The sequence below is a fragment of the Geothrix sp. genome, assembly GCF_030219325.1.
Classification (GTDB): Bacteria; Acidobacteriota; Holophagae; order Holophagales; family Holophagaceae; genus Geothrix.
Window position 1 is genome coordinate 3,028,003 of the sequence record NZ_CP126625.1, and the last position, 17,365, is coordinate 3,045,367.

The following is a 17,365-nucleotide window of genomic DNA, read 5'->3' on the forward strand; positions in this document are numbered from 1 at the left end:
CTCCTTCAGAGGATTTCGCGCACCCCGGTCCAGGCCGCGAGATCGTGGTTGATGACGCGGCGCAGGCGCCGGCCATCCTCGCTGCGCCATTCGAGCCGGGCCTCGAACTGCATGGGCTGCCTGCGTTGCTGGTAGCCCGCGAGGGAGTCGATCAGCAGGGGGATCCGGCGCCCGGCGGCCAGGAACGCCAGCTGGGTGTACAGGGGCTGCTCGTTCACCCGCTGCCCCGCCAGGTCGCGGATCACGCGGCTGAAGCGCACCCGCACGCCGTGGGCGTGGCCACCCTCGCAGGCAAGCACGAAGTGGAGCGCCCCCCGCTCGACCAGGACGTCGAGGATCACGTCGGCCTCGGGCGCGGCGCCGCGGGTCGTCGCCTGGCTGCGCGGGATCCCGGTCGGCATGGGTCCTCCGGAGTGGGTGGGGCTATGGGCGGAACTCTAACATGTTCCGACAGTCGTCAGTCCCGCCCAGGCGGCGCGCGGAGGCTGGCCGGCCGGCCGGGTCAGCCGCCACCAGCCCCAGGCCAGGGCCCCCGCCAGCAGCAGCCAGCCGATGGGGGACCTCGCGGCGATCTTCAGATCCTGCGGCGATGGGATGGCCCCGAAGACCAGGTTGGCCAGCAGGAGCATCACCCCGGCCTCCTGCCAGCCGAAGCGGGGATTCCCGCCCAGCCGCCAGAGGAGGAGGCCGTAGGCCAGAGGCAACAGGAGCAGCGGCGCCAGGCCGATGAAGAAGGCGTTGTACCAGCGCAGGTTGCCCAGGGCCACGGAGCCCAGCACCCAGCCGCGGCCCTCACGCTTCGGCAGGATGGTGAAGCTCAGCGGGCGCCCCCCCAGCAGGTGCCCGAGGATCCAGTGGCAGAACTCATGGCAAAGAGTCCCCGGCAGCACCAGCAGCGAGAACAGCCAGAAGGAGCGCCGCGCCTGGTTCAGCAGCCAGAGCATGGCGGCAAAGCCCGCCAGGTAGGCCAGCTGCAGACCGTGGATGCCCGATGGGCCCGTACCGTGATCCATGCGACCAAGGTACCCCATCGTGACTCCAAGCACAGACTCACGCCCGGGCATCGGAACCACGATATTTTTACCAGTGGGTCCTTTAATGCCCGCCCCCCTCCACCTCCTCGTCCGGACCAGAACCATGAGCGCCTTTCCATGGGACAAGAGCTTCCTGACCGGCCTCGACCAGGTGGACGAGCAGCACCACGCGCTGGTGGACCTCATCAACCGCTTCAGCGGCCTCCTGGAGGCGGGCGACATTGAGGACCCGAGGGCGCTAGCCAGGGTCTGCGAGGAGCTGACGCAGTACGCGAAGTACCACTTCAGCGAAGAGCAGATGTTCATGGACGAGCTGGGGGTAGATCCTCGGCACGTCGCCCACCATGTCCGGGAGCATGCGGACTTCTTCCTGGACCTGGCCCGGATGCGGGCGGAAGTGGCTTCGGGCCAGTCTGAGGCGCCCCGGCACTTGCTGGAGTTCCTCGTCCACTGGCTGGCCGCGCACATCCTGGGCTCGGATCAGGCCATGGCCCGCCAGATCGCCGTCATGAGTGCGGGCCGCAGCCCTGCCGAGGCCTTTGCGGCGGAGGAGCGCGCCCTGGACGGGGCCACGGGCATCCTGCTCCGCTCCCTCGGCGGGCTGATCATGCTGGTCTCAGAACGCAGCCGGCAGCTGGCGGAGCTGAACGACTCGCTGGAAAACCGGGTGTTCCGGCGGACCCAGGAGCTGTCCCTGGTCAATGAGCGGTTGTCCGGCACCGTGAAGCGCCTGGAGGCCGAGCAGCAGGAGACCCGGCGGCTGAGCCAGGAACTGGAGGAGGCCAACCGGCAGCTGGAAGGCTACGCCATGATCGATCGGCTCACCGGCCTTCCCAACCTGCAGTACGCCATGAACCGCCTCACCTCCGAGATCGCCTCCGCCCGGCACTTCGGCCATCCCCTGAGCGTGGCGATCTTCGCGGCGGAGGGCTTCAAGGCCGTCAACGAGGACCACGGGCACGCCGCCGGCGACGAGATCATCATGTCCCTGGGCGTCCTGTTGCGCATGGCCTTCCGCCACCATGACGTGGTCTGCCACGTCGGGGTGGAGGAGTTCCTCGTCATCTGCCCCCTGACCAGCCACGCGGAGGTGGTCAAGCTCCTCGATCGCGTCCGGGCCGCCCTGCCCGGACTGGAAGTGCGGGTCGGGGACAGCGTCTGGAAGGGGGCCGTCAGCGGGGGGGTCGCCGAGTTGGGGCCAGGGGTCGATACCGTCAAGAAGCTGATCCAGGCCGCGACCACCCGGCGCTGGCCCCTGGAACCCTAACCCCGCCGGGCCAGGATCACCAGGTCGGATGAGGTGGGACTCCAGGCCTCGCCGGTCATGGTGCCCAGCGTCTCGCTCACGGTGAACCCCGCCGCCCGAAGGAGGGCCTCGATCTCAGCCCGGCGCCAGCCCCGGAGCGCCACGTCGTGGGCGGCCACCAGCTCGAGGGGCGTGGCGGTCCCCGGCCGGTAGCGCAGGTGGGCCGGCGTGAAGGTGAGGCGGCCATTGCCATGGTGGGTCATGAGGCGCAGGAAGACGGTGTCCCCGCCCTCCCCCTCGCCGGGGCGCAGGACCACCGGGAAGGTGCGCTCACCGCGGGCGAGGATGCGGTCGTAGTTGAGCAGCTGGAGTAGGAGGGGCGCGCCGGGCGCGAGGCGGCCAGCCAGGCCCGAGAAGAAGGCCCGCACCTCGGCCTCCTCGCAGAGGTGGGGCAGCGTGTTGCCCACGCAGATCGCAGCGCCCTGGCTTGCCTGGAGGGCCTCCCCCAGTTCCGCGAGGCTGGCCTGGACATACCTGCCGCGGGGATCGGCCTCGCGGGCGGCCTCCAGCTGGGAGGCCGAGGCATCCACGCCGGTGACCTCGAAGCCGAGCGCGGTCAGGAGCCTGGTGTGCTCGCCACTGCCGCAGCCGAGGTCGAGGACCCGGGGCGAAGGCGCTCCCGCCAGCACCCGCTGGAGGAGGGGGGCTTCGCGCTGGAGGCGTTCGGGCCAGGCGATGAGACCGCGGTAGGCGAGGCGTCCGTAGGCGTCGGGCTCAGATCCACTCATGGAGCGAGTGTAGCCCCCGGGCTCAGCGGGGCCACAGCCACCCGAAGATCCCCGCGCTGAGCAGGCCGTAGATCAGGGCATCCGCCAGGTCCTTGGCCACGCTGCTCCAGGGCTTGCCCATCCAGATGGCCATGGTGATGCTGCCGAAGCCGTAGGCCACGAAGGACACGGCGCCCACGACGCGGAACACCTGCAGGTAGTGGGTGCCGAAGCCAAGGGTCCGGCCGGCCAGGTAGGCCGCCGTGACGGCCACCAGGACGGTGAAGGCGAACCACTTGCCCAGGGCCGCGCCCATGGCGGGGGCGCCATTGGGCATCACCACCAGCATGGCCACGGGGCCCTCCTGGTACTTCGCCAGCATCTCGGGCTTGCCCATGTCCTTGTGGTCCGAGCAGTGGGGCAGCACATACTGGCCGGGGGCGGGCGCCTCCTTGCGGATCGCGGCGCGCACGTCATCCTCGTTGGCCAGGGCCTTGTAGTCCGAGGCGTGCCACTTCAGCACCATGTGGACGAGGCTGCTGGCGACGAAAACGCAGACGGCCGACAGCAGGATGGGGATCCAGAGCTGGGCGAGGGAGACATGGGGCATGGCGGCTCCTGGTGTCAGAACGGCGGTTGGGGGGGCGTCCGTAGGGTGGACTCGCGGCCGGGGCCGGTCAAGGGTTTCGGCGGGGCTTCCTGGGTCCCGGCGCGGAGTGGGCGCCGGTGGCGGCGTCCACCGCGTCGATCCAGCCCGCCCGGGCCCCGGGGAAGGCGTCCGCGTAGGGCACGTAGGGCTTCAGATCCAGCACCGGCGTGCCGTCCAGCAGGTCCACGCCCCGCAGGCGCAGGGTCCGCCCCTCGACGCCCACCAGCTCCACCGCCGAGAGGCCGAGGGCGTTGGGCCGGTGGGGCGAGCGCGTGGCCAGCACGCCCCGCTTGCCCTTCGGCCCCCGAGGCGGCTGCACCAGGGGCGCCCAGCCCTCGCTGAGGTGGAAGGCGAAGATGAGCCAGATGCGCTCGAAGCCCGCCAGGTCGCGCAGCACGGTCTCGGGCAGGGCGGCGTCGAGCTCGAGGGTGGCCTCGGCCGGGGCGCCCGATTCGGTGCCCTCCACCACCGTGGGCTGGTGGGGCGCGTCGATGCGCTTCGCGTAGGGCGTGCGCACGAAACCGATGGGGCGGTAGGTGAAGGCGGGGGCATCCATGGGTGAAGCGTAGCGCCCCCGGGGGAGCCCGGGCCCATTGATCCTGGTGTCGCCATTGACTTGGGCTGGACGCGGAGGGCCATGGATAGGAGCATCACCAGGACGGTGTACGAAGACCGCCCGCCCACTCCCGGATGATTCTCCTGACGGCCTGCCCATGATCTATCGGATTGCCCACACCGGATCGCGCATCGTCGGCCGCCTCTTGTTCCGGCACCGCACCCTGCACCGCGAGCGGATTCCCGAATCCGGCGGAGCCCTCATCGTGGCCAACCACGTGAGCTACCTCGATCCGGTGGTGGTGGGGATCTCCTTCCGGAAGCCCATCTTCTACCTCGCCCGCAAGTCCCTCTTCAAGGGCTTTCTCGGCTGGCTGCTGCCCCGCATCCAGGTGCTGCCCGTGGATCGCGGCAAGGGCGACCTCGCCAGCATGAAGCGCATCCTGAGCCTGCTCAAGGAGGGCCACCGGGTGCTGATCTTCCCAGAAGGCACCCGGTCCACCGACGGGGAGATCCAGGCGGCGGAGGCCGGCATCGGCTTCATCATCGCCAAGTGCGACGTGCCCGTGGTCCCCGTGCGGATCTTCGGGGCCTTCGAGTGTTTCCCCCGGGGCTCCAGCTGGCCGCGGCCGGGCCGCATCACCATCGTCCCCGGCCCGCCGGTGGATTTCTCGGCCGTCCCACCGGAACTGGCGGGCCGGGAACGCTACCAGGCCTGCGCCGACCAGGTCATGAAGGCCCTGGGCGAGCTCCGGCTGGACGCCTGAGGCCGCGCGGGGCACTCAGACGGACCAGTCCTCTCCAGGTTGCCGGATCGGCGGGGGCGGCGTTCCATGAACCATGTGCGGCCCGGTCCGGAGGGGGATCTCGACTCCAAAGGTGGCGCCGCGGCCGGGTTCGCTCTCGATCCAGACCCGGCCCCCGTGGAGTTCCACCATCTGCTTGACGATGGACAGGCCCAGGCCCGTGCTGTACTCGCCGCCCGTGGGCTTCGCGGAGAGCCGCTGGAAGAGCCCGAAGGCCTGGGCCTTGTCCTCGGGGGACAGGCCTGGTCCCTCGTCGCTCACCAGGATCTCGACCCGGGTCTGGCCCTCCACCACCCGCGGGGTGACCATCACGAGGACCTCCTTCCCGTGGGGCGAGTACTTGATGGCGTTGTTCACGAGGTTGTCCACGGCCCGCTTGAAGTGCACCTCGTCCACGAAGCCCCAGCATTCGCCGGCCAGCATCTCCCGGTAGGTGAGCCTGATGCTCTTGCTGGAGGCGTACTCGAGGTTGGCCGCCACCACCTGGTGGACCAGGCTGGGGATGTTGGACTCCACCAGACGCAGGGTCACGTCCCTGGCCTCCTGGGCGGCCGTATCCAGCAGGCCGTTGATGATCAGGAGCATCTTCTGGCCGATGTCCTCCAGCTTCTGGGTCCGCGCTTCAATGGCCGGGTGCGACTCACCAGCCTCCTCCCGGATCATCTGGGCGTGCAGGAGGATCCCTGTGAGGGGATTCTTGAGGTCATGGGCGGTGGTGGCGAGGAAGCGGCTCTTGAGCTGGTTGGCCTGCGTCAGGTTCTCGTTGGTCTCGCGCAGGTCGTGGGTCCGGGCGGCGACGGTCTCCTGCAGAAGGCGGTTCTGCCGGCGGAGGGAACGGTACCGGAGGAGGACCGCCCCATAGACCGCCCCAGAGGCGCCGAGCAGGAAGAGGAGCATGGCCCACCAGGTCTCGAACCACCGGGGGAGCACCCGGAAGGCCAGGGTCCTGGCCGGTCCAGGAGGCGTCCCGTCGCGCCGGAGGCGGACCTCCAGGTGGTAGCTCCCCTCGGGGAGCGCGCCGTATCTCAGGTGGTTGCTGTCGAGCCGCACCCAGCCCCGGTCCACGCCGGACAGGCGCACTTCGAGATCCAGTGAGCTGGCCGAAAGCGAGGACGGGATGGCGAACCGCGCCTCCAGATCGGCCCCGGGTCCGAGGCGGGGTTCTGGATCACCGAGCCGGAGCGGCTTGCCGTGGACGCTCCAGCCGAGCAGGAGCGGGAGCGGCAGGGGAGGCGCCGACGTCTCCTCGGCGGAGCGGTACCGCCCCAGCCCCGAGGAGGTGCTGAACCAGAGGTCCCCGTTCGGCTCCAGGAAGAGTCCCTGGGTGGTGGCGTCCGCGCCCGGGATGCCCTCGCCTGGGGCGAACCAGGCGTCCAGCCTGCGGGTGCCTGGATCCAGGCGACCCAGCCCCTGGCTGGTGCCCACCCAGAGCTGTCCCGAGGGCGTGGCCGCCAGGGAGAAGACCAGGAGCTGCACCTTGTCCTGGAAAGGCCACCACTCATCCACCTGCTTCCAGGTCCCCCCCTCGCGGCGATGGCGGGTGAGGACCGGGCGATCCAGGTAGGCCACCCAGACCTCCCCGGTCGCGGTGCGCTGGGCGCCCAGGGGTGTGTAGGGCAGGGTCGCGCCCAGGGATTCCCAGGTCCCTCCGGACCTCAGGTACACGGTGGATCTCGCGGGCAGGTAGACGGCGCCGGTGCTGTCCTGCACCACTTCGAAGATCCCTTCCGGCGGCTTCCCATCCAGGGTTCCGGGCTCCCAGACCCAGACCCCGGACCGCTTCACCCCCCGCGCGAAGCGGTGCTGGTAGTCGGAGATCCAGACCGTGCCGTCCGCCTCCACCCCCAGCCCCCGGGAGACGGGGGAGGGCTCCATGCAGGCCGCCACGTGGCCCTGCACCTTCAGGGAGCCCGGATCGATGGTGTAGAGGGTGCCGCCCGGACTGCCGACGGCGAGAAGGGTGCCGTCCGGGTGGAGACGCACCCGCGAGAACTGGCCCCTGGCCACCACCTTCCAGCCTGCCGGCCCGAGAACCGCGAGCCCCCCGTCCGTGGCGGCCCACAGGCGCCCCTGCCGGTCCCGGACGCTGGTCCAGACCACGTTGCTGGGCAATCCCTCGTCCCCGTCGTGGACGGTCCAGAGGGCGCGACCGAGCACCTGGGTCACGCCCAGGGAAGCCACCCAGGGGGAGCCCTCCCCATCGAGCATGCCGGTCACGGGCACATAGCCCTTGGGGCCCGTGGCCACCGGGCGCGCCTCGGCACCCCGGCACCTCACCAGCCCCCGGGCCGTGTTGATCCAGAGCCATCCGGCCCGGTCCCGGGCGATGCCGAAGTGGTCCGGGATCGGCTCGGAGAAGGGACTGCCGAGGCGTGCCCAGGGCCCCCGGCCCGGTGCCTTGCGCCAGAAGCTCGACCGGGTGCGCACCCAGGTGAAACCCGCGCCATCCCACCCGAAGGCCAGGGGCACGTCGCCCGCTGTCGACGGCATCCGTTCCAGGGCCCAGGTGCGCCGGGAAGGATCCAGGGTCCAGATCCCCTGCTTGCCGAGCACCTTCACACCGGACGCGGAGGGATCCGCGAAGACCTGGATGAGGTCTGGAGCGCCGGGGCGGGCCGGCGCCGGTGAGAATGCCCCCCCGGAATGCACGAGCAGCTGGGCCCCGGCGTGGATCCACAGATCGCCCCGGGCGTCGAAGCCAAGGTGGTGGATCCGCTGCGAGAGCGGGCCACCCTCCGCGTGGAAGGCCCAGGTGGCATCCAGCCATCCGAGGCCGTTCCGCGTACCCACCCAGAGCCGGCCGTCCGGCCCCGCCAGGAGGGTCGTGATGAACCGGTGGTCTGCGGGCAGGTCGAGGAGCTCGAATCGCCGTCCGTCGAAGCGGAAGAGCCCCCCTTCCGTTCCCGCGTAGATCAGGCCGTCTGTCCCCTGGACCAGGGCGATGACCGAGGTGTTGGTGAGCCCCTCCGGGAACCCGAAGGTCCGGCCCGGAAATCGCCCCGGTTCCTGCCCGCCGGCGGCGACCATGGGCATGAGCGCGCCGAGCAGCAGGCTCCGCAGGAGGCGAGGCAGGGGAAGGGTGGGCCAGGTCATGGGGTCCGGTGGAATCTGAAACGCTTGAGGTCGGTCTTGGGCGCGATCGAATGATCCCCGGTGGACCATCCCTACCGCCTGTTCGGGTTTTCCTCCGTGCCTGTTTAATCGGGGCCGGATGGCCCGGATCCAGGTCCGGACCGCGCACGCCAGATGCCACGCCGTGCCCGGGAGCCCCTACGATTCGGATATGTGTCCCGACGATCCCCCCCGCACCCGCCGGCCCCGCTACAAGGGCACGCACCCCCGGCGCTTCGCGGAGAAGTACAAGGAGCTCTCCCCGGAGCAGCACGCAGCGGAGCTGGAGAAGGTCATGGCCCGGGGCCATACGCCGGCCGGCACCCACCGCTCGATCATGGTGGACGAGATCCTCGCAATGCTGGACCCGAAGCCGGGCGAGGTGGCCCTGGATGCCACCCTGGGCTACGGCGGCCACACGCGGGAGCTGCTGCCGCGCCTGCTGCCCGGGGGCCGGCTCTTCGGGGTGGACGTGGATCCCCTGGAGCTGCCCCGCACGGAAGCCCGGCTGCGGGACCTGGGCTTCGGCGAGGAGGTGTTCACAGTGCGCCGCATGAACTTCGCGGGGCTGCCGCGCCTCAGGGCCGAGTCCGGCGGCTTCGACCTGGTGCTGGCCGACCTCGGCGTCTCCTCCATGCAGATCGACAACCCGGCCCGGGGCTTCACCTGGAAGGCGGAAGGCCCCCTGGATCTGCGGCTGAATCCCCAGCGCGGCCGGTCCGCGGCCGAGCTGCTGGCCTCGCTGGACGAGCAGGCCCTGGCGGACCTGCTCGTGGAGAACTCGGACGAGCCCCACGCCACGGCCATCGCCAGGGAGGTTCACGGCCAGACCATCCGCACCACCCGCGACCTCGCAGAGCATGTGCGCTCGGCGCTGCGCGCCGAGCGGCTGGACGACGATGACGTGAAGCGCGCCCTCCAGCGCACCTTCCAGGCCCTGCGCATCGCCGTGAACGACGAGCTCACGGTGCTGGACCAGTTCCTGTCCCTGCTGCCGGGCGTCCTGAACCCCGGCGGCCGCGTGGCCATCCTCACCTTCCACTCCGGCGAGGACCGCCGCGTGAAGAAGGCCTTCCAGCAGGGCCTGCGCGAGGGCCTCTACGCCGAGGTGGCCGCCGAGCCCCAGCGGGCCTCGGCGGAGGAGCGGCGGTCCAATCCCCGATCCACCAGCGCGAAGTTGCGCTGGGCGCGCCTTCCAAGGCCATGAGGCTTGCGATAGGGTGGTCGGATATGGTCACCGCTCCGTCCTCCCCGCTCCGCACGACGATCCTCTGGGTCCTGGCCGTGCTGCTCATGGCCGCCACGGTGGTCTACCAGCGCCGCACGGGCCCCACCCACCCGCTGCGCGGCACGGTGACGATTGGCGGGACGACCACCATCTACAAGCTCATCCGCAGCGAGGAGACGGTGCGCGATGCCCGCGTGGCCCTGCCGGATCCGGGCGTGCCCGGCACCCTGGTGTGGCGGCGCTTCCCCCTGCAGGAGGCCTGGTCGCGCCAGCCCATGCTCCGCGAGCAGAAGGACGGCCAGGTCGAGCTGGCCGGATACCTGCCGAAGCAGCCCCCGGCGGGCAAGCTGGAGTACACCGTGGAGCTGGGCGAGGGCCCCGGCGCGGTGCGGCTGCCCCAGGGCGGTCCCGTGGTGCTGCGCTACAAGGGCCCGGTGGCGCTGGCGGTGCTGCTGCCCCATGTCTCCATGATGTTCATCGCCGTGCTGCTCGGCCTGCGGACGGGCCTGGGGGCGCTGTTCGGCGCCACCGCGCCCCGCCGCCTCCTGTGGATCACCCTGGGCTGCATGACCCTGGGTGGCCTGGTGCTCGGGCCCTTCGTGCAGAAGGCCGCCTTCGGCCACTACTGGACCGGCTTCCCCTGGGGCTACGACCTGACGGACAACAAGACCCTGCTCATGTGGGGTGTGTGGGTGCTCGCGGCCATCGTCGCGGGGCCCCGGCCCCGCAGCCGCGAAGGCTGGAGCCGCGGGGCGGTGCTGGCCGCCACCGTGGCCATGGCCGCGGTCTACCTCATCCCCCACAGCATGCGGGGCAGCCAGCTGGACTACAGCAAAGTGAAGACCGGCGGTGACGCGAAGGACGCCGTGGTCACCGGGCGTTAGCCGCCAGTCGGCCCAGCTCCAGCGCGAAGCGCACCTGCTGCATGAGCCCCGCCAGATTCCAGGCGGGATCGTAGCGGTCCGTGGGCCGGTGGTAGTGGTTGAGGAAGTCCGCCGCCTTGGCCTGGGCCGCGGCCTTGTCGCCCAGGTAGTCCCAGCCGCCATCCAGCGAGAAGCCCGGTGACAGGGCCGGTACGCCCGCCTTCATGAAGGGGAAGTGGTCCGAGCGGAAACAGAGGCCCGCGGGATCCGCCTTGGCCGGCGTGATGACCAGGTCCGCCGCCGCCGCGGCCCGGGCGCAGAGGGCCCGCAGCTTCGGATCGTTCGAACCCAACAGGCCGATGTCCCGGGTGGGGCCGATCACGTTCAGGCTCTCGAGGTTGATGTTCAGCACCGTGCGGGCCAGGGGCCAGAGCGGGGCGGCCACGTAGGCCGAGGAACCCAGCAGACCCTGCTCCTCGGCGCAGGGGAAGAAGACCATCACGCTGCGTTTCAGGGGCTGGTGCACCAGGGCCTGGGCCAGGGCCAGCACGGCGGCGCAACCGCTGGCATTGTCCACGGCCCCCGAGTAGATGGCGCCATCCGCGCCCTTGCCGAAGTGGTCCCAGTGGGCCGAGTAGATGACCAGTTCCTTCTTCAGCGCGGGGTCGGTGCCTGGCAGGATGCCCGCCACGTTCCACTGTTCCAGCCGCCGCACGGAGGTCGTCAGCCGGCCCCTGGCCTGGATGGGCAGCACCACCGGGCGGAAGGAGGCCGCATCCGCCCCGACAGCCAGCGCGCGGTAATCCTGACCCGCCAGGGCGAAGAGACGGGTGGCCATGGCCTCGGTGATCCAGCCCTGCATCGCGCCGGCCTGGCCGGAGCCCTCCCGCTGGAAGCGCTCCTGGACCCACCCGTTCCGTACCACGGCCCAGCCGTAGCCGGCGGAGGCGTCCGTGTGCACCAGCAGGACGCCCCCGGCCCCACGGCGACGGGCCTCCTCGAACTTGTACGTCCACCGGCCGTAGAGGTTCTCCGGCTCGCAGCAGAGGGGCATGGGCGGCCCGCCCTTGCGATCGCCCACCAGCATGACGAGGATGCGGTTCCGGACATCCAGCCCCTTGTAGTCGTCCCGGCTGCCATCGGCGGCCGTGATGCCGTGCCCCACGAACACCAGGGGCGCATCCACGGCCAGGGTGGTTTCCGCGGCTGCCGCGCCCATCACCAGGTCCGCGCCCAGGGCCGGCGCCAGCGCCTCCTTCGGCCCCTCGAAACGAAGACTGCTGGCGGTCGCATCCAGCCGCAGGCCGGACAGCCGGACCGTCTGCCGGTAGCTGGTCCCATGGACGGGCTGGAGGCCCAGGACCTGCAGTTGGGTCTCCAGGTACCGCACGGCCAGTTCCCCGCCCCGCTGGCCCGTGCCGCGGCCTTCCAGCACGTCATCGGCCAGGAAGGCGAGGTGGGCCCTCAGGGCCGCTTCGTCCACCTTCGGTCCCTGGGCCACCAGGGAACCACAGGCCAGAGCAGCACACAGCATGAGTCGCACGGCGGCCTCCATGGGTCCCACCTTACCGGGGCTGGCGGGGTTCGGCGAGCCAGGCGACGGCGACGGAGATGAAGTAGAGGCCGAGGAGCACGACGCTGAAGAAGATGGTGGTGACCACCACGTCGCCGGGCGTGAAGAAGGCGCTGAAGATCAGGATGACCATGGTGGCGTGGCGCCAGTACTTCAGCATCCACCGGGCGGTCACGATGCGGAACCGGGCCAGGAAGAAGAACAGCACCGGCAGCTCGAACATGATGCCGGTGATGAGGGTGGTCGAGATGAACAGGTCGAGGTAGTCCGAGGCGTGCAGGTTCGCCCGCAGGCCTGCGGCGGCGGCTTCCTGGAAGAGGATGTCGCCCAGGAACTTGAAGGCCTGGGTGTAGGCGAAGGCGGAGCCAAGGAGGAAACAGCCTGAAGTCACCACCACGAAGGGGATGACGAGGCGGCGTTCCTTGGGCAGCAGGCCGGGCCGGATGAAGGCCCATAGCTGGTAGAACAGGAAGGGTGCCGCAACGAAGGCGGCCGCCCACAGCGAGAGCCGCATCATGCTGAAGAACGGTTCGGTGAGATCCGTGAAGGCGAAGGGTTGCAGCTCCGAGATGGGCTTGTGGGTCTGGGCCGCCATGGCCTCCATGAAGGGCTTCTGGGCCCAGGCCCAGAGCTTGAAGCGGAGGGGGGGGATGTCCCGGTAGCCGAACGGGAAGCCGTACGTGAAGGCGAAGGCGCCCGCCACGATGAGCAGGGAGCGCACGATGCGCACCCGCAGCTCCTGCAGGTGCTCCCAGAAGCTCATCTTCCCGGGGGGTGGAGGCGGTGTCGGCATGGCTGCATTCAGGAAAGCGCCCGGCCCCCCGAGGGAGGCCGGGCGGGGTGGTTCAATGGGAGACGCGCGGGCCGGACCGGCCCTGCCTCATTCCTTGACGGTATCGGTCAGTTCCTTGCTGGCCTTCTTGAACTCCTGAATGCTCTTCCCCAGGCTCTTGCCCAGTTCCGGCAGGCGCGAGGGGCCGAAGAAGATCAGCAAGGCGATGCCGATCAGCAGAATTTCCATCATTCCCAGGTTGCCCATGGTGTGCTCCAGAGGTGCTTGCAAGTGGTTCGGTGGATCGATCAGGTGCGAGAGGACTCAGGGCACCTTGAAGCCATAGGCATGGCAGTGGTTGCACCAGTTCACGGTCTTCTCGTGCTGGCGGTGGCAGACGTTGCATTCCATCTGCGGCCCCCAGTGCGGGGCATCATGGGGATTCTCGGGCTTCACGTGGGCCGTCTTCTTGACCAGGTCGGCGGGAGATCCGTGGCAGCCCAGGCAGCGCTCGGCGGCCACGAAGGTCTTCTTCTTCGCCGTTCCGTGGCAGTCCACGCAGGTGACGCCCTTGGCCTTGTGCAGATCGGCGGTCATGGTGGGAGCCTGCGTGGCGGCTTGGCTGAGCGGGATCAGGGCCGCGAAGAGCAGCAGGCGGGCGGCGGTTGCGAGGCGCTTCAGGAAGGGGTTCGACATGGAGGAGATCCTCTCGTTCAGGTGGATGGGATGCATGGTCAACTCCACGCCTTCTCGCCACCGGCGTTCTTGCCGGCGATGCGCCCGTTGACCACGCAGTCGGCCATGGCCACGCTGCCCAGGCGGACCGCGCCATGGACGCCGCCGGTGATCTCGCCCGCGGCGTAGAGCCCCTTGATGGGCTTCATGTCGAAGCCGATGACCTGGGCCTCGGCGTTGACGACCAGGCCGCCCATGGTGTGGTGGACCCGCGGCCAGAGGCGCATGGCGTAGAAGGGCCCGGCGACCGTAGGCTTGGAGTCGGGGAAGAGCTTGCAGTCGAAGTCCTCGTCCTTCGCCTTCTCGACAAAGCCGTTCCAGCGGGCCACCTGATCGAGGAAGGGCTGCACCGGCATCTTGTACTCGGCCGCCAGCGCCTCAAGTGTGTTGAACGTCTTCACCACGCCCACTTCCATGGCCTTGCCGAGCACCTTGGGCACCACCTGCTTCCCGATGGCGTAGCTGTCGCCCACGATGATGACCGGGTGGCCGATGGCGATGATGGCGTCGGCCCGCTCCTTGCGGTTGCCGGTCTCCTTGAAGAAGCGCTTCCCGTTGGCCGGGTCCACCATCAGGCCATAGCCGACGATCCGCTCACAGACCTGGGGCCCGTGGCCGAAGCCCGGCTCGTCGGGGCTGGTCCAGGGACCCAGCTGGATCCAGTCCATCTGGACGTCCATGGCGCCGGCACTGCAGGCCGCCAGGATCGCCTCCCCGGTGGCGCCGGGGTGGTTCGTGGATTCGAACTTCGGGGTGAGGCGGGGATCGTGGATCTGCCGCAGGGCCATGTTCTGGGAGAAGCCCCCCGCCGCCAGGACCACGCTCCGACGCGCCTTGATGAAGCTCGCCGTGCCCGAGGCCTCATCGGGCCACTTGTAGCCATGCCGCACTTCGAGCCCGACGATGCGGCCCTCTCTGCCGGCGATGAGCCGGGTCATCTTCGTGCGGAGCACCACCTTCACGCCCAGCGACTTGGCCTTGGCCAGCAGCGGGTTCACGAGCCCGGATCCCGACTGGTTGTAGGTCTGCACCGAGCGCTTCACCGAGTGGCCGCCATGGAAGTTGAGGCGGGTGAACTGGGCGCCGATGTAGGTCCGGCACCACTCGAGCGCCTCGTTGGACTTCTCCGCCACCAGGCGGGCCAGCGGGGGGTGGTTCAGGTACGAACCCGCCTTCATCATGTCCTTGAGCATCAGCTCTGCGGAATCCTGGACGCCGGCCTCCTTCTGGAAGCTGTTGCCCGCCGCGGCGAAATCGCCGCCGTTGATGATCGAGTTGCCGCCGTAGACGGGCATTTTCTCGACCACCAGGACGCTGGCCCCCGCGAGGCGGGCTTCGATCGCCGCGGAAAGCCCGGCGAAACCGGTGCCCACCACCACCACGTCATAGGTCTCATCCCACCGCTTGGGCAGGGTTCCGGGTCCTGCGGCTTCTTTGCCCTCGAGGGGAAGGGTGCCGAGCACCATGCCGCCCAGCAGGGCCGCGCCGCCGGCGCCGATGAACCCGCGCCGGCTCATGTCTTTCGTTTCATCACTCATGTCGCGTCTCCCTGGGCCGGAATCAGAAGGTGTAGAGGATGCCGAGGCCGAAGCCGGTGGTGGAGGCGCCGGGGGCGACGCCGGTGCCCACGGGCGGGAACAGCGCGTAGCTGGCCGAGCGCTCGTTGGTCATCCCGTAGACCGAGGTGTAGAGGTCCGCCGTCTTCGTCAACCCGAAGCTGTAGCCGACGCTCCACTGCGCGCCGCCCAGCCCATTGGTCGTCGCCGGACCGCCGCCCACCACCGTGACCTTGCCCGCCGCCGCCTTGCCGTAGGACCCGAACACCTGGTGCGCCCCCCAGCGCTGCTGCACCAGCAGGTACCAGGCATCGCGCTCGTAGTGGTTCACCTTCCCCACCACCGTGTCGTCCGTGTCGTAGGTCAGGCGCTCCACGATCGCCGATACCTTGGTGCCCGTGCTGAACGCGTAGGCCGCCACCAGCTCGTGGCCCAGGTCCTTGGAGGAGGCGTTCGTCGCCGTCGCCCCCGCGGAGCCGCCCAGCTGGGCCAGGCCGAAGTAGTCGCTGTGGCGCTCATGGCCGTAGCTGAGGTTGAAGGCCCCGGCCTTGTAGCTCAGCAGGAAGGACCAAAGCTCCGGGCTCACGGACGGCACCGTCGTGGTGGCCGTGGTCTTGCCCTCGTTGACGGAGTAGGCGATGCGGCCCGAGAAGCCGTTCACCGTGGGGGTCCAGTACTGGATGCTGTTCCCCTGGCGCCGGTTGAAGGCCGCGTCGGCCTTGGTATTGGCCCGGCCGTTCTGGGTGGTGGTGCCCGGCACGTTGAAGCCCGGATTGGCGGTCAGGGCATTGTCGAAGGGGTTGAGGCCCCGCATGGCCCCCACGAACAGCAGGGGATACTTGTAGGGCGTGTCCCAGTTCCCGTAGAACACCCGGCCCCAGCTGCCTTCGAGGCCCAGGCAGCTGTTGCGGCTGGTGAGGCTGTTGGGCGCGTCGCCGTCGGGGCTGATGGCGCTCTCGATCTGCCAGATGATCTTCAGATCATCGTTCACCTTGTAGCTGCCCTTGAAGCCCAGGTTCGAGGTGCCCGAGGTGATGCGGTTGCGCGCCGGCAGGTTGCCCAGGTCGCCCGTGTAGGCCCCGAGCGGCACCTGCGTCGCCCCGCCATTGGCCGGGCTCAGGCCCGGCGCCGTCGCGCCGGAGGTCTTCACGTTGTCCAGGAAGGGCAGGAAGGTCCCGTAGATCTGGACTTCGCTCGCCTGCGCCGACAGGCCCATCGGCAGCGCGCACGCGCCGACCAGGGTGAAAAGAAGGGTTTTCGATTTCACGACAGACCTCCGCTGTGTTGCTTATTCGCAACATTTCAATGGTTGGGATGAACTAATGACTCCTGGGTATTCAATAACCCGAGGCAAGGGCAAGCTTAGTCCCGACCCTTTGGGTTCTCCCGGTACGGGCCTGCCAATTTCTGGTGAATCCCGGATCCGGGTACCGGGGCCGGTTCAATCCACCCCTGGTCCCGGACTCAGCCTGCGGCACCCGCAAGGGGCTGGATCAGCAGCCGCGCCTTCCGGAAACCCGAGGGCGTCTCCCCCGTGGCCTTCCGGAAGGCCTTGGTGAAGTTCGACTGGTCCTCGCAGCCGAGGTCGGCGGCGATCTGCTGGATGCTCAGGTCCGTGTGCAGCAGCAGCCGCTTGGCCTCGAGCATCCCGCGCTCCATGATGAGGCTCTGCGGGGTCTTGCCCAGGATGAGCTTGCAGACCGCGCCCAGCCGGCGGGTCGTGCAGCGCAGCTTCCGCGCATAGAACTCCACCTCCCGTTCCTTGACGAAGCTCGCGTCCAGCTGGTGCAGGAAGGCCTGGAAGAGCTTGAAGTCCGAGGTGCGGTGCGCCTGGTTGTGCGAGGCCTGCTCACGGATCCTCGACTGGAGGAGGTGGAGGAAGGCCGACAGCAGGTGGCGCAGCACGGGCCGGGTCTCATCGGTCTTGAGCTTGCCGAGGTCCCACAGCAGCCGGGCCATGGCGGTCGCCTGCTGGAAGAGTTCGTCCTTCGGGAGGGGCAGGTTCGGCGAAGCCAGGAAATCCGAGAATACCCAGGAGGCATCCGCGTCCAGAAAGTCCTCCCCGAAGTCGAACATCCAGCCCTCGGCCTGGATGTCCGGCAGGTAGAGGTGCTTCTTCCCCTTGGCCACCAGCATGACCCAGGGCCCGTGGATGCGGGTCTCCTCGCCATCCACCCAGTGGGTGCCCGTGCCCTCCGTGATGAAGAAGACCTGGTGGAAGGGGTGGCTGTGGAGCCCGGGTTCCCCCATGCGCCAGCTCAGATTGGTGCGCTCATCGAGGGGCCAGACCGTGAAGACGGTTTTCATCACTGGGCTTTCTGAAGGCATAGATGCCATCGAGATCATTTTTGACCATGTGGTTGTCTAATGCAAGATCCCATTCGGACTCAACCAAAAGGAGGCCACCGGCGTAAGATCCCTGGACCCTTAGAGTGCCTAACCGAACCCCGACGAGGCCGCGATGAAGCCA

17 protein-coding genes are annotated in these 17,365 nt (G+C 69.3%); 4 read left to right on the forward strand and 13 right to left on the reverse strand.

Going from position 1 to position 17,365, the window contains the following annotated elements; translation table 11 throughout:
* Window positions 1–5: 5 nt before the first annotated feature.
* Window positions 6–401, reverse strand: a complete 396-nt coding sequence (locus QOZ81_RS13450) for a hypothetical protein (RefSeq protein WP_291205388.1) — start codon at window positions 399–401, stop codon at window positions 6–8.
* Between the two features lie 36 nt (window positions 402–437).
* Window positions 438–1,031 carry a hypothetical protein gene (locus QOZ81_RS13455; RefSeq protein WP_291205385.1) on the reverse strand — a complete coding sequence of 198 codons (594 nt, stop codon included), beginning with the start codon at window positions 1,029–1,031 and terminating at the stop codon, window positions 438–440.
* 106 nt (window positions 1,032–1,137) lie between these two features.
* On the opposite strand from QOZ81_RS13455, the gene QOZ81_RS13460 reads away from it, so the two are divergent.
* Window positions 1,138–2,301, forward strand: coding sequence for a GGDEF domain-containing protein (locus tag QOZ81_RS13460; RefSeq protein WP_291205382.1), 1,164 nt, complete (start codon window positions 1,138–1,140; stop codon window positions 2,299–2,301).
* Here QOZ81_RS13460 and QOZ81_RS13465 read toward each other — a convergent pair.
* The 3 genes from QOZ81_RS13465 to tsaA all read right to left on the reverse strand — a co-directional run bounded on the left by QOZ81_RS13465 (window position 2,298) and on the right by tsaA (window position 4,252).
* The gene (locus tag QOZ81_RS13465; protein ID WP_291205377.1) at window positions 2,298–3,068 is read right to left on the reverse strand and encodes a class I SAM-dependent methyltransferase; all 771 of its coding nucleotides are present in this window, start codon (window positions 3,066–3,068) and stop codon (window positions 2,298–2,300) included. The genes QOZ81_RS13460 and QOZ81_RS13465 overlap by 4 nt on opposite strands.
* A 22-nt stretch (window positions 3,069–3,090) precedes the next feature.
* A complete protein-coding gene (locus tag QOZ81_RS13470; protein ID WP_291205374.1) occupies window positions 3,091–3,657 on the reverse strand; it encodes a hypothetical protein in 567 nt (188 codons plus the stop codon).
* A 67-nt stretch (window positions 3,658–3,724) separates the two neighbouring features.
* Complete coding sequence (tsaA, locus tag QOZ81_RS13475) at window positions 3,725–4,252, reverse strand: tRNA (N6-threonylcarbamoyladenosine(37)-N6)-methyltransferase TrmO (protein ID WP_291205371.1); 528 nt, start codon at window positions 4,250–4,252, stop codon at window positions 3,725–3,727.
* Between the two features lie 157 nt (window positions 4,253–4,409).
* Between tsaA and QOZ81_RS13480 the strand changes: the two genes are divergently transcribed.
* On the forward strand, window positions 4,410–5,018 hold the full coding sequence (locus QOZ81_RS13480; protein WP_291205368.1) for a lysophospholipid acyltransferase family protein: 609 nt from the start codon (window positions 4,410–4,412) through the stop codon (window positions 5,016–5,018).
* A gap of 15 nt (window positions 5,019–5,033) precedes the next feature.
* Here the strand turns inward: QOZ81_RS13480 and QOZ81_RS13485 are convergent, their stop codons facing one another.
* Window positions 5,034–8,150, reverse strand: a complete 3,117-nt coding sequence (locus QOZ81_RS13485; protein ID WP_291205365.1) for a sensor histidine kinase — start codon at window positions 8,148–8,150, stop codon at window positions 5,034–5,036.
* Window positions 8,151–8,340: 190 nt separating this feature from the next.
* On the opposite strand from QOZ81_RS13485, the gene rsmH reads away from it, so the two are divergent.
* Entirely contained in the window at window positions 8,341–9,375 is a 1,035-nt protein-coding gene (gene rsmH / locus QOZ81_RS13490; RefSeq protein ID WP_291205361.1) for a 16S rRNA (cytosine(1402)-N(4))-methyltransferase RsmH, read from the forward strand.
* A gap of 23 nt (window positions 9,376–9,398) precedes the next feature.
* Window positions 9,399–10,280 (forward strand): hypothetical protein, encoded by an 882-nt coding sequence (locus QOZ81_RS13495; protein ID WP_291205357.1) that lies wholly within the window; start codon window positions 9,399–9,401, stop codon window positions 10,278–10,280.
* On the opposite strand, the gene QOZ81_RS13500 is transcribed toward QOZ81_RS13495, so the two are convergent.
* The 7 genes from QOZ81_RS13500 to QOZ81_RS13530 form a co-directional block, all read right to left on the reverse strand.
* Entirely contained in the window at window positions 10,267–11,793 is a 1,527-nt protein-coding gene (locus QOZ81_RS13500) for a M28 family peptidase (RefSeq protein WP_291207584.1), read from the reverse strand. The genes QOZ81_RS13495 and QOZ81_RS13500 overlap by 14 nt on opposite strands.
* A gap of 31 nt (window positions 11,794–11,824) precedes the next feature.
* A complete protein-coding gene (gene tatC / locus QOZ81_RS13505; RefSeq protein ID WP_291205354.1) occupies window positions 11,825–12,625 on the reverse strand; it encodes a twin-arginine translocase subunit TatC in 801 nt (266 codons plus the stop codon).
* A gap of 87 nt (window positions 12,626–12,712) precedes the next feature.
* Window positions 12,713–12,871, reverse strand: a complete 159-nt coding sequence (tatA, locus tag QOZ81_RS13510) for a twin-arginine translocase TatA/TatE family subunit (RefSeq protein WP_291205351.1) — start codon at window positions 12,869–12,871, stop codon at window positions 12,713–12,715.
* Window positions 12,872–12,928: 57 nt separating this feature from the next.
* Window positions 12,929–13,336, reverse strand: a complete 408-nt coding sequence (locus QOZ81_RS13515; RefSeq protein WP_291205348.1) for a cytochrome c3 family protein — start codon at window positions 13,334–13,336, stop codon at window positions 12,929–12,931.
* 2 nt (window positions 13,337–13,338) lie between these two features.
* Entirely contained in the window at window positions 13,339–14,877 is a 1,539-nt protein-coding gene (locus QOZ81_RS13520) for a flavocytochrome c (RefSeq protein ID WP_291205345.1), read from the reverse strand.
* Between the two features lie 22 nt (window positions 14,878–14,899).
* A complete protein-coding gene (locus QOZ81_RS13525) occupies window positions 14,900–16,162 on the reverse strand; it encodes a porin (RefSeq protein WP_291205342.1) in 1,263 nt (420 codons plus the stop codon).
* 197 nt (window positions 16,163–16,359) lie between these two features.
* Window positions 16,360–17,202 carry a helix-turn-helix domain-containing protein gene (locus QOZ81_RS13530; RefSeq protein ID WP_291205340.1) on the reverse strand — a complete coding sequence of 281 codons (843 nt, stop codon included), beginning with the start codon at window positions 17,200–17,202 and terminating at the stop codon, window positions 16,360–16,362.
* Between the last annotated feature and the right edge of the window lie 163 nt (window positions 17,203–17,365).

What these genes read in the sequence shown, in the direction of transcription:
- tatA (WP_291205351.1), bottom strand. Translation starts at nt 12,871, where the DNA reads ATGGGCAACCTGGGAATGATGGAAATTCTGCTGATCGGCATCGCCTTG.
- QOZ81_RS13465 (WP_291205377.1), bottom strand. Translation starts at nt 3,068, where the DNA reads ATGAGTGGATCTGAGCCCGACGCCTACGGACGCCTCGCCTACCGCGGT.
- QOZ81_RS13460 (WP_291205382.1), top strand. Translation starts at nt 1,138, where the DNA reads ATGAGCGCCTTTCCATGGGACAAGAGCTTCCTGACCGGCCTCGACCAG.
- QOZ81_RS13500 (WP_291207584.1), bottom strand. Translation starts at nt 11,793, where the DNA reads ATGCTGTGTGCTGCTCTGGCCTGTGGTTCCCTGGTGGCCCAGGGACCG.
- QOZ81_RS13470 (WP_291205374.1), bottom strand. Translation starts at nt 3,657, where the DNA reads ATGCCCCATGTCTCCCTCGCCCAGCTCTGGATCCCCATCCTGCTGTCG.
- tsaA (WP_291205371.1), bottom strand. Translation starts at nt 4,252, where the DNA reads ATGGATGCCCCCGCCTTCACCTACCGCCCCATCGGTTTCGTGCGCACG.
- tatC (WP_291205354.1), bottom strand. Translation starts at nt 12,625, where the DNA reads ATGCCGACACCGCCTCCACCCCCCGGGAAGATGAGCTTCTGGGAGCAC.
- rsmH (WP_291205361.1), top strand. Translation starts at nt 8,341, where the DNA reads ATGTGTCCCGACGATCCCCCCCGCACCCGCCGGCCCCGCTACAAGGGC.
- QOZ81_RS13455 (WP_291205385.1), bottom strand. Translation starts at nt 1,031, where the DNA reads ATGGGGTACCTTGGTCGCATGGATCACGGTACGGGCCCATCGGGCATC.
- QOZ81_RS13450 (WP_291205388.1), bottom strand. Translation starts at nt 401, where the DNA reads ATGCCGACCGGGATCCCGCGCAGCCAGGCGACGACCCGCGGCGCCGCG.
- QOZ81_RS13480 (WP_291205368.1), top strand. Translation starts at nt 4,410, where the DNA reads ATGATCTATCGGATTGCCCACACCGGATCGCGCATCGTCGGCCGCCTC.
- QOZ81_RS13515 (WP_291205348.1), bottom strand. Translation starts at nt 13,336, where the DNA reads ATGCATCCCATCCACCTGAACGAGAGGATCTCCTCCATGTCGAACCCC.
- QOZ81_RS13530 (WP_291205340.1), bottom strand. Translation starts at nt 17,202, where the DNA reads ATGAAAACCGTCTTCACGGTCTGGCCCCTCGATGAGCGCACCAATCTG.
- QOZ81_RS13485 (WP_291205365.1), bottom strand. Translation starts at nt 8,150, where the DNA reads ATGACCTGGCCCACCCTTCCCCTGCCTCGCCTCCTGCGGAGCCTGCTG.
- QOZ81_RS13520 (WP_291205345.1), bottom strand. Translation starts at nt 14,877, where the DNA reads ATGAGTGATGAAACGAAAGACATGAGCCGGCGCGGGTTCATCGGCGCC.
- QOZ81_RS13495 (WP_291205357.1), top strand. Translation starts at nt 9,399, where the DNA reads ATGGTCACCGCTCCGTCCTCCCCGCTCCGCACGACGATCCTCTGGGTC.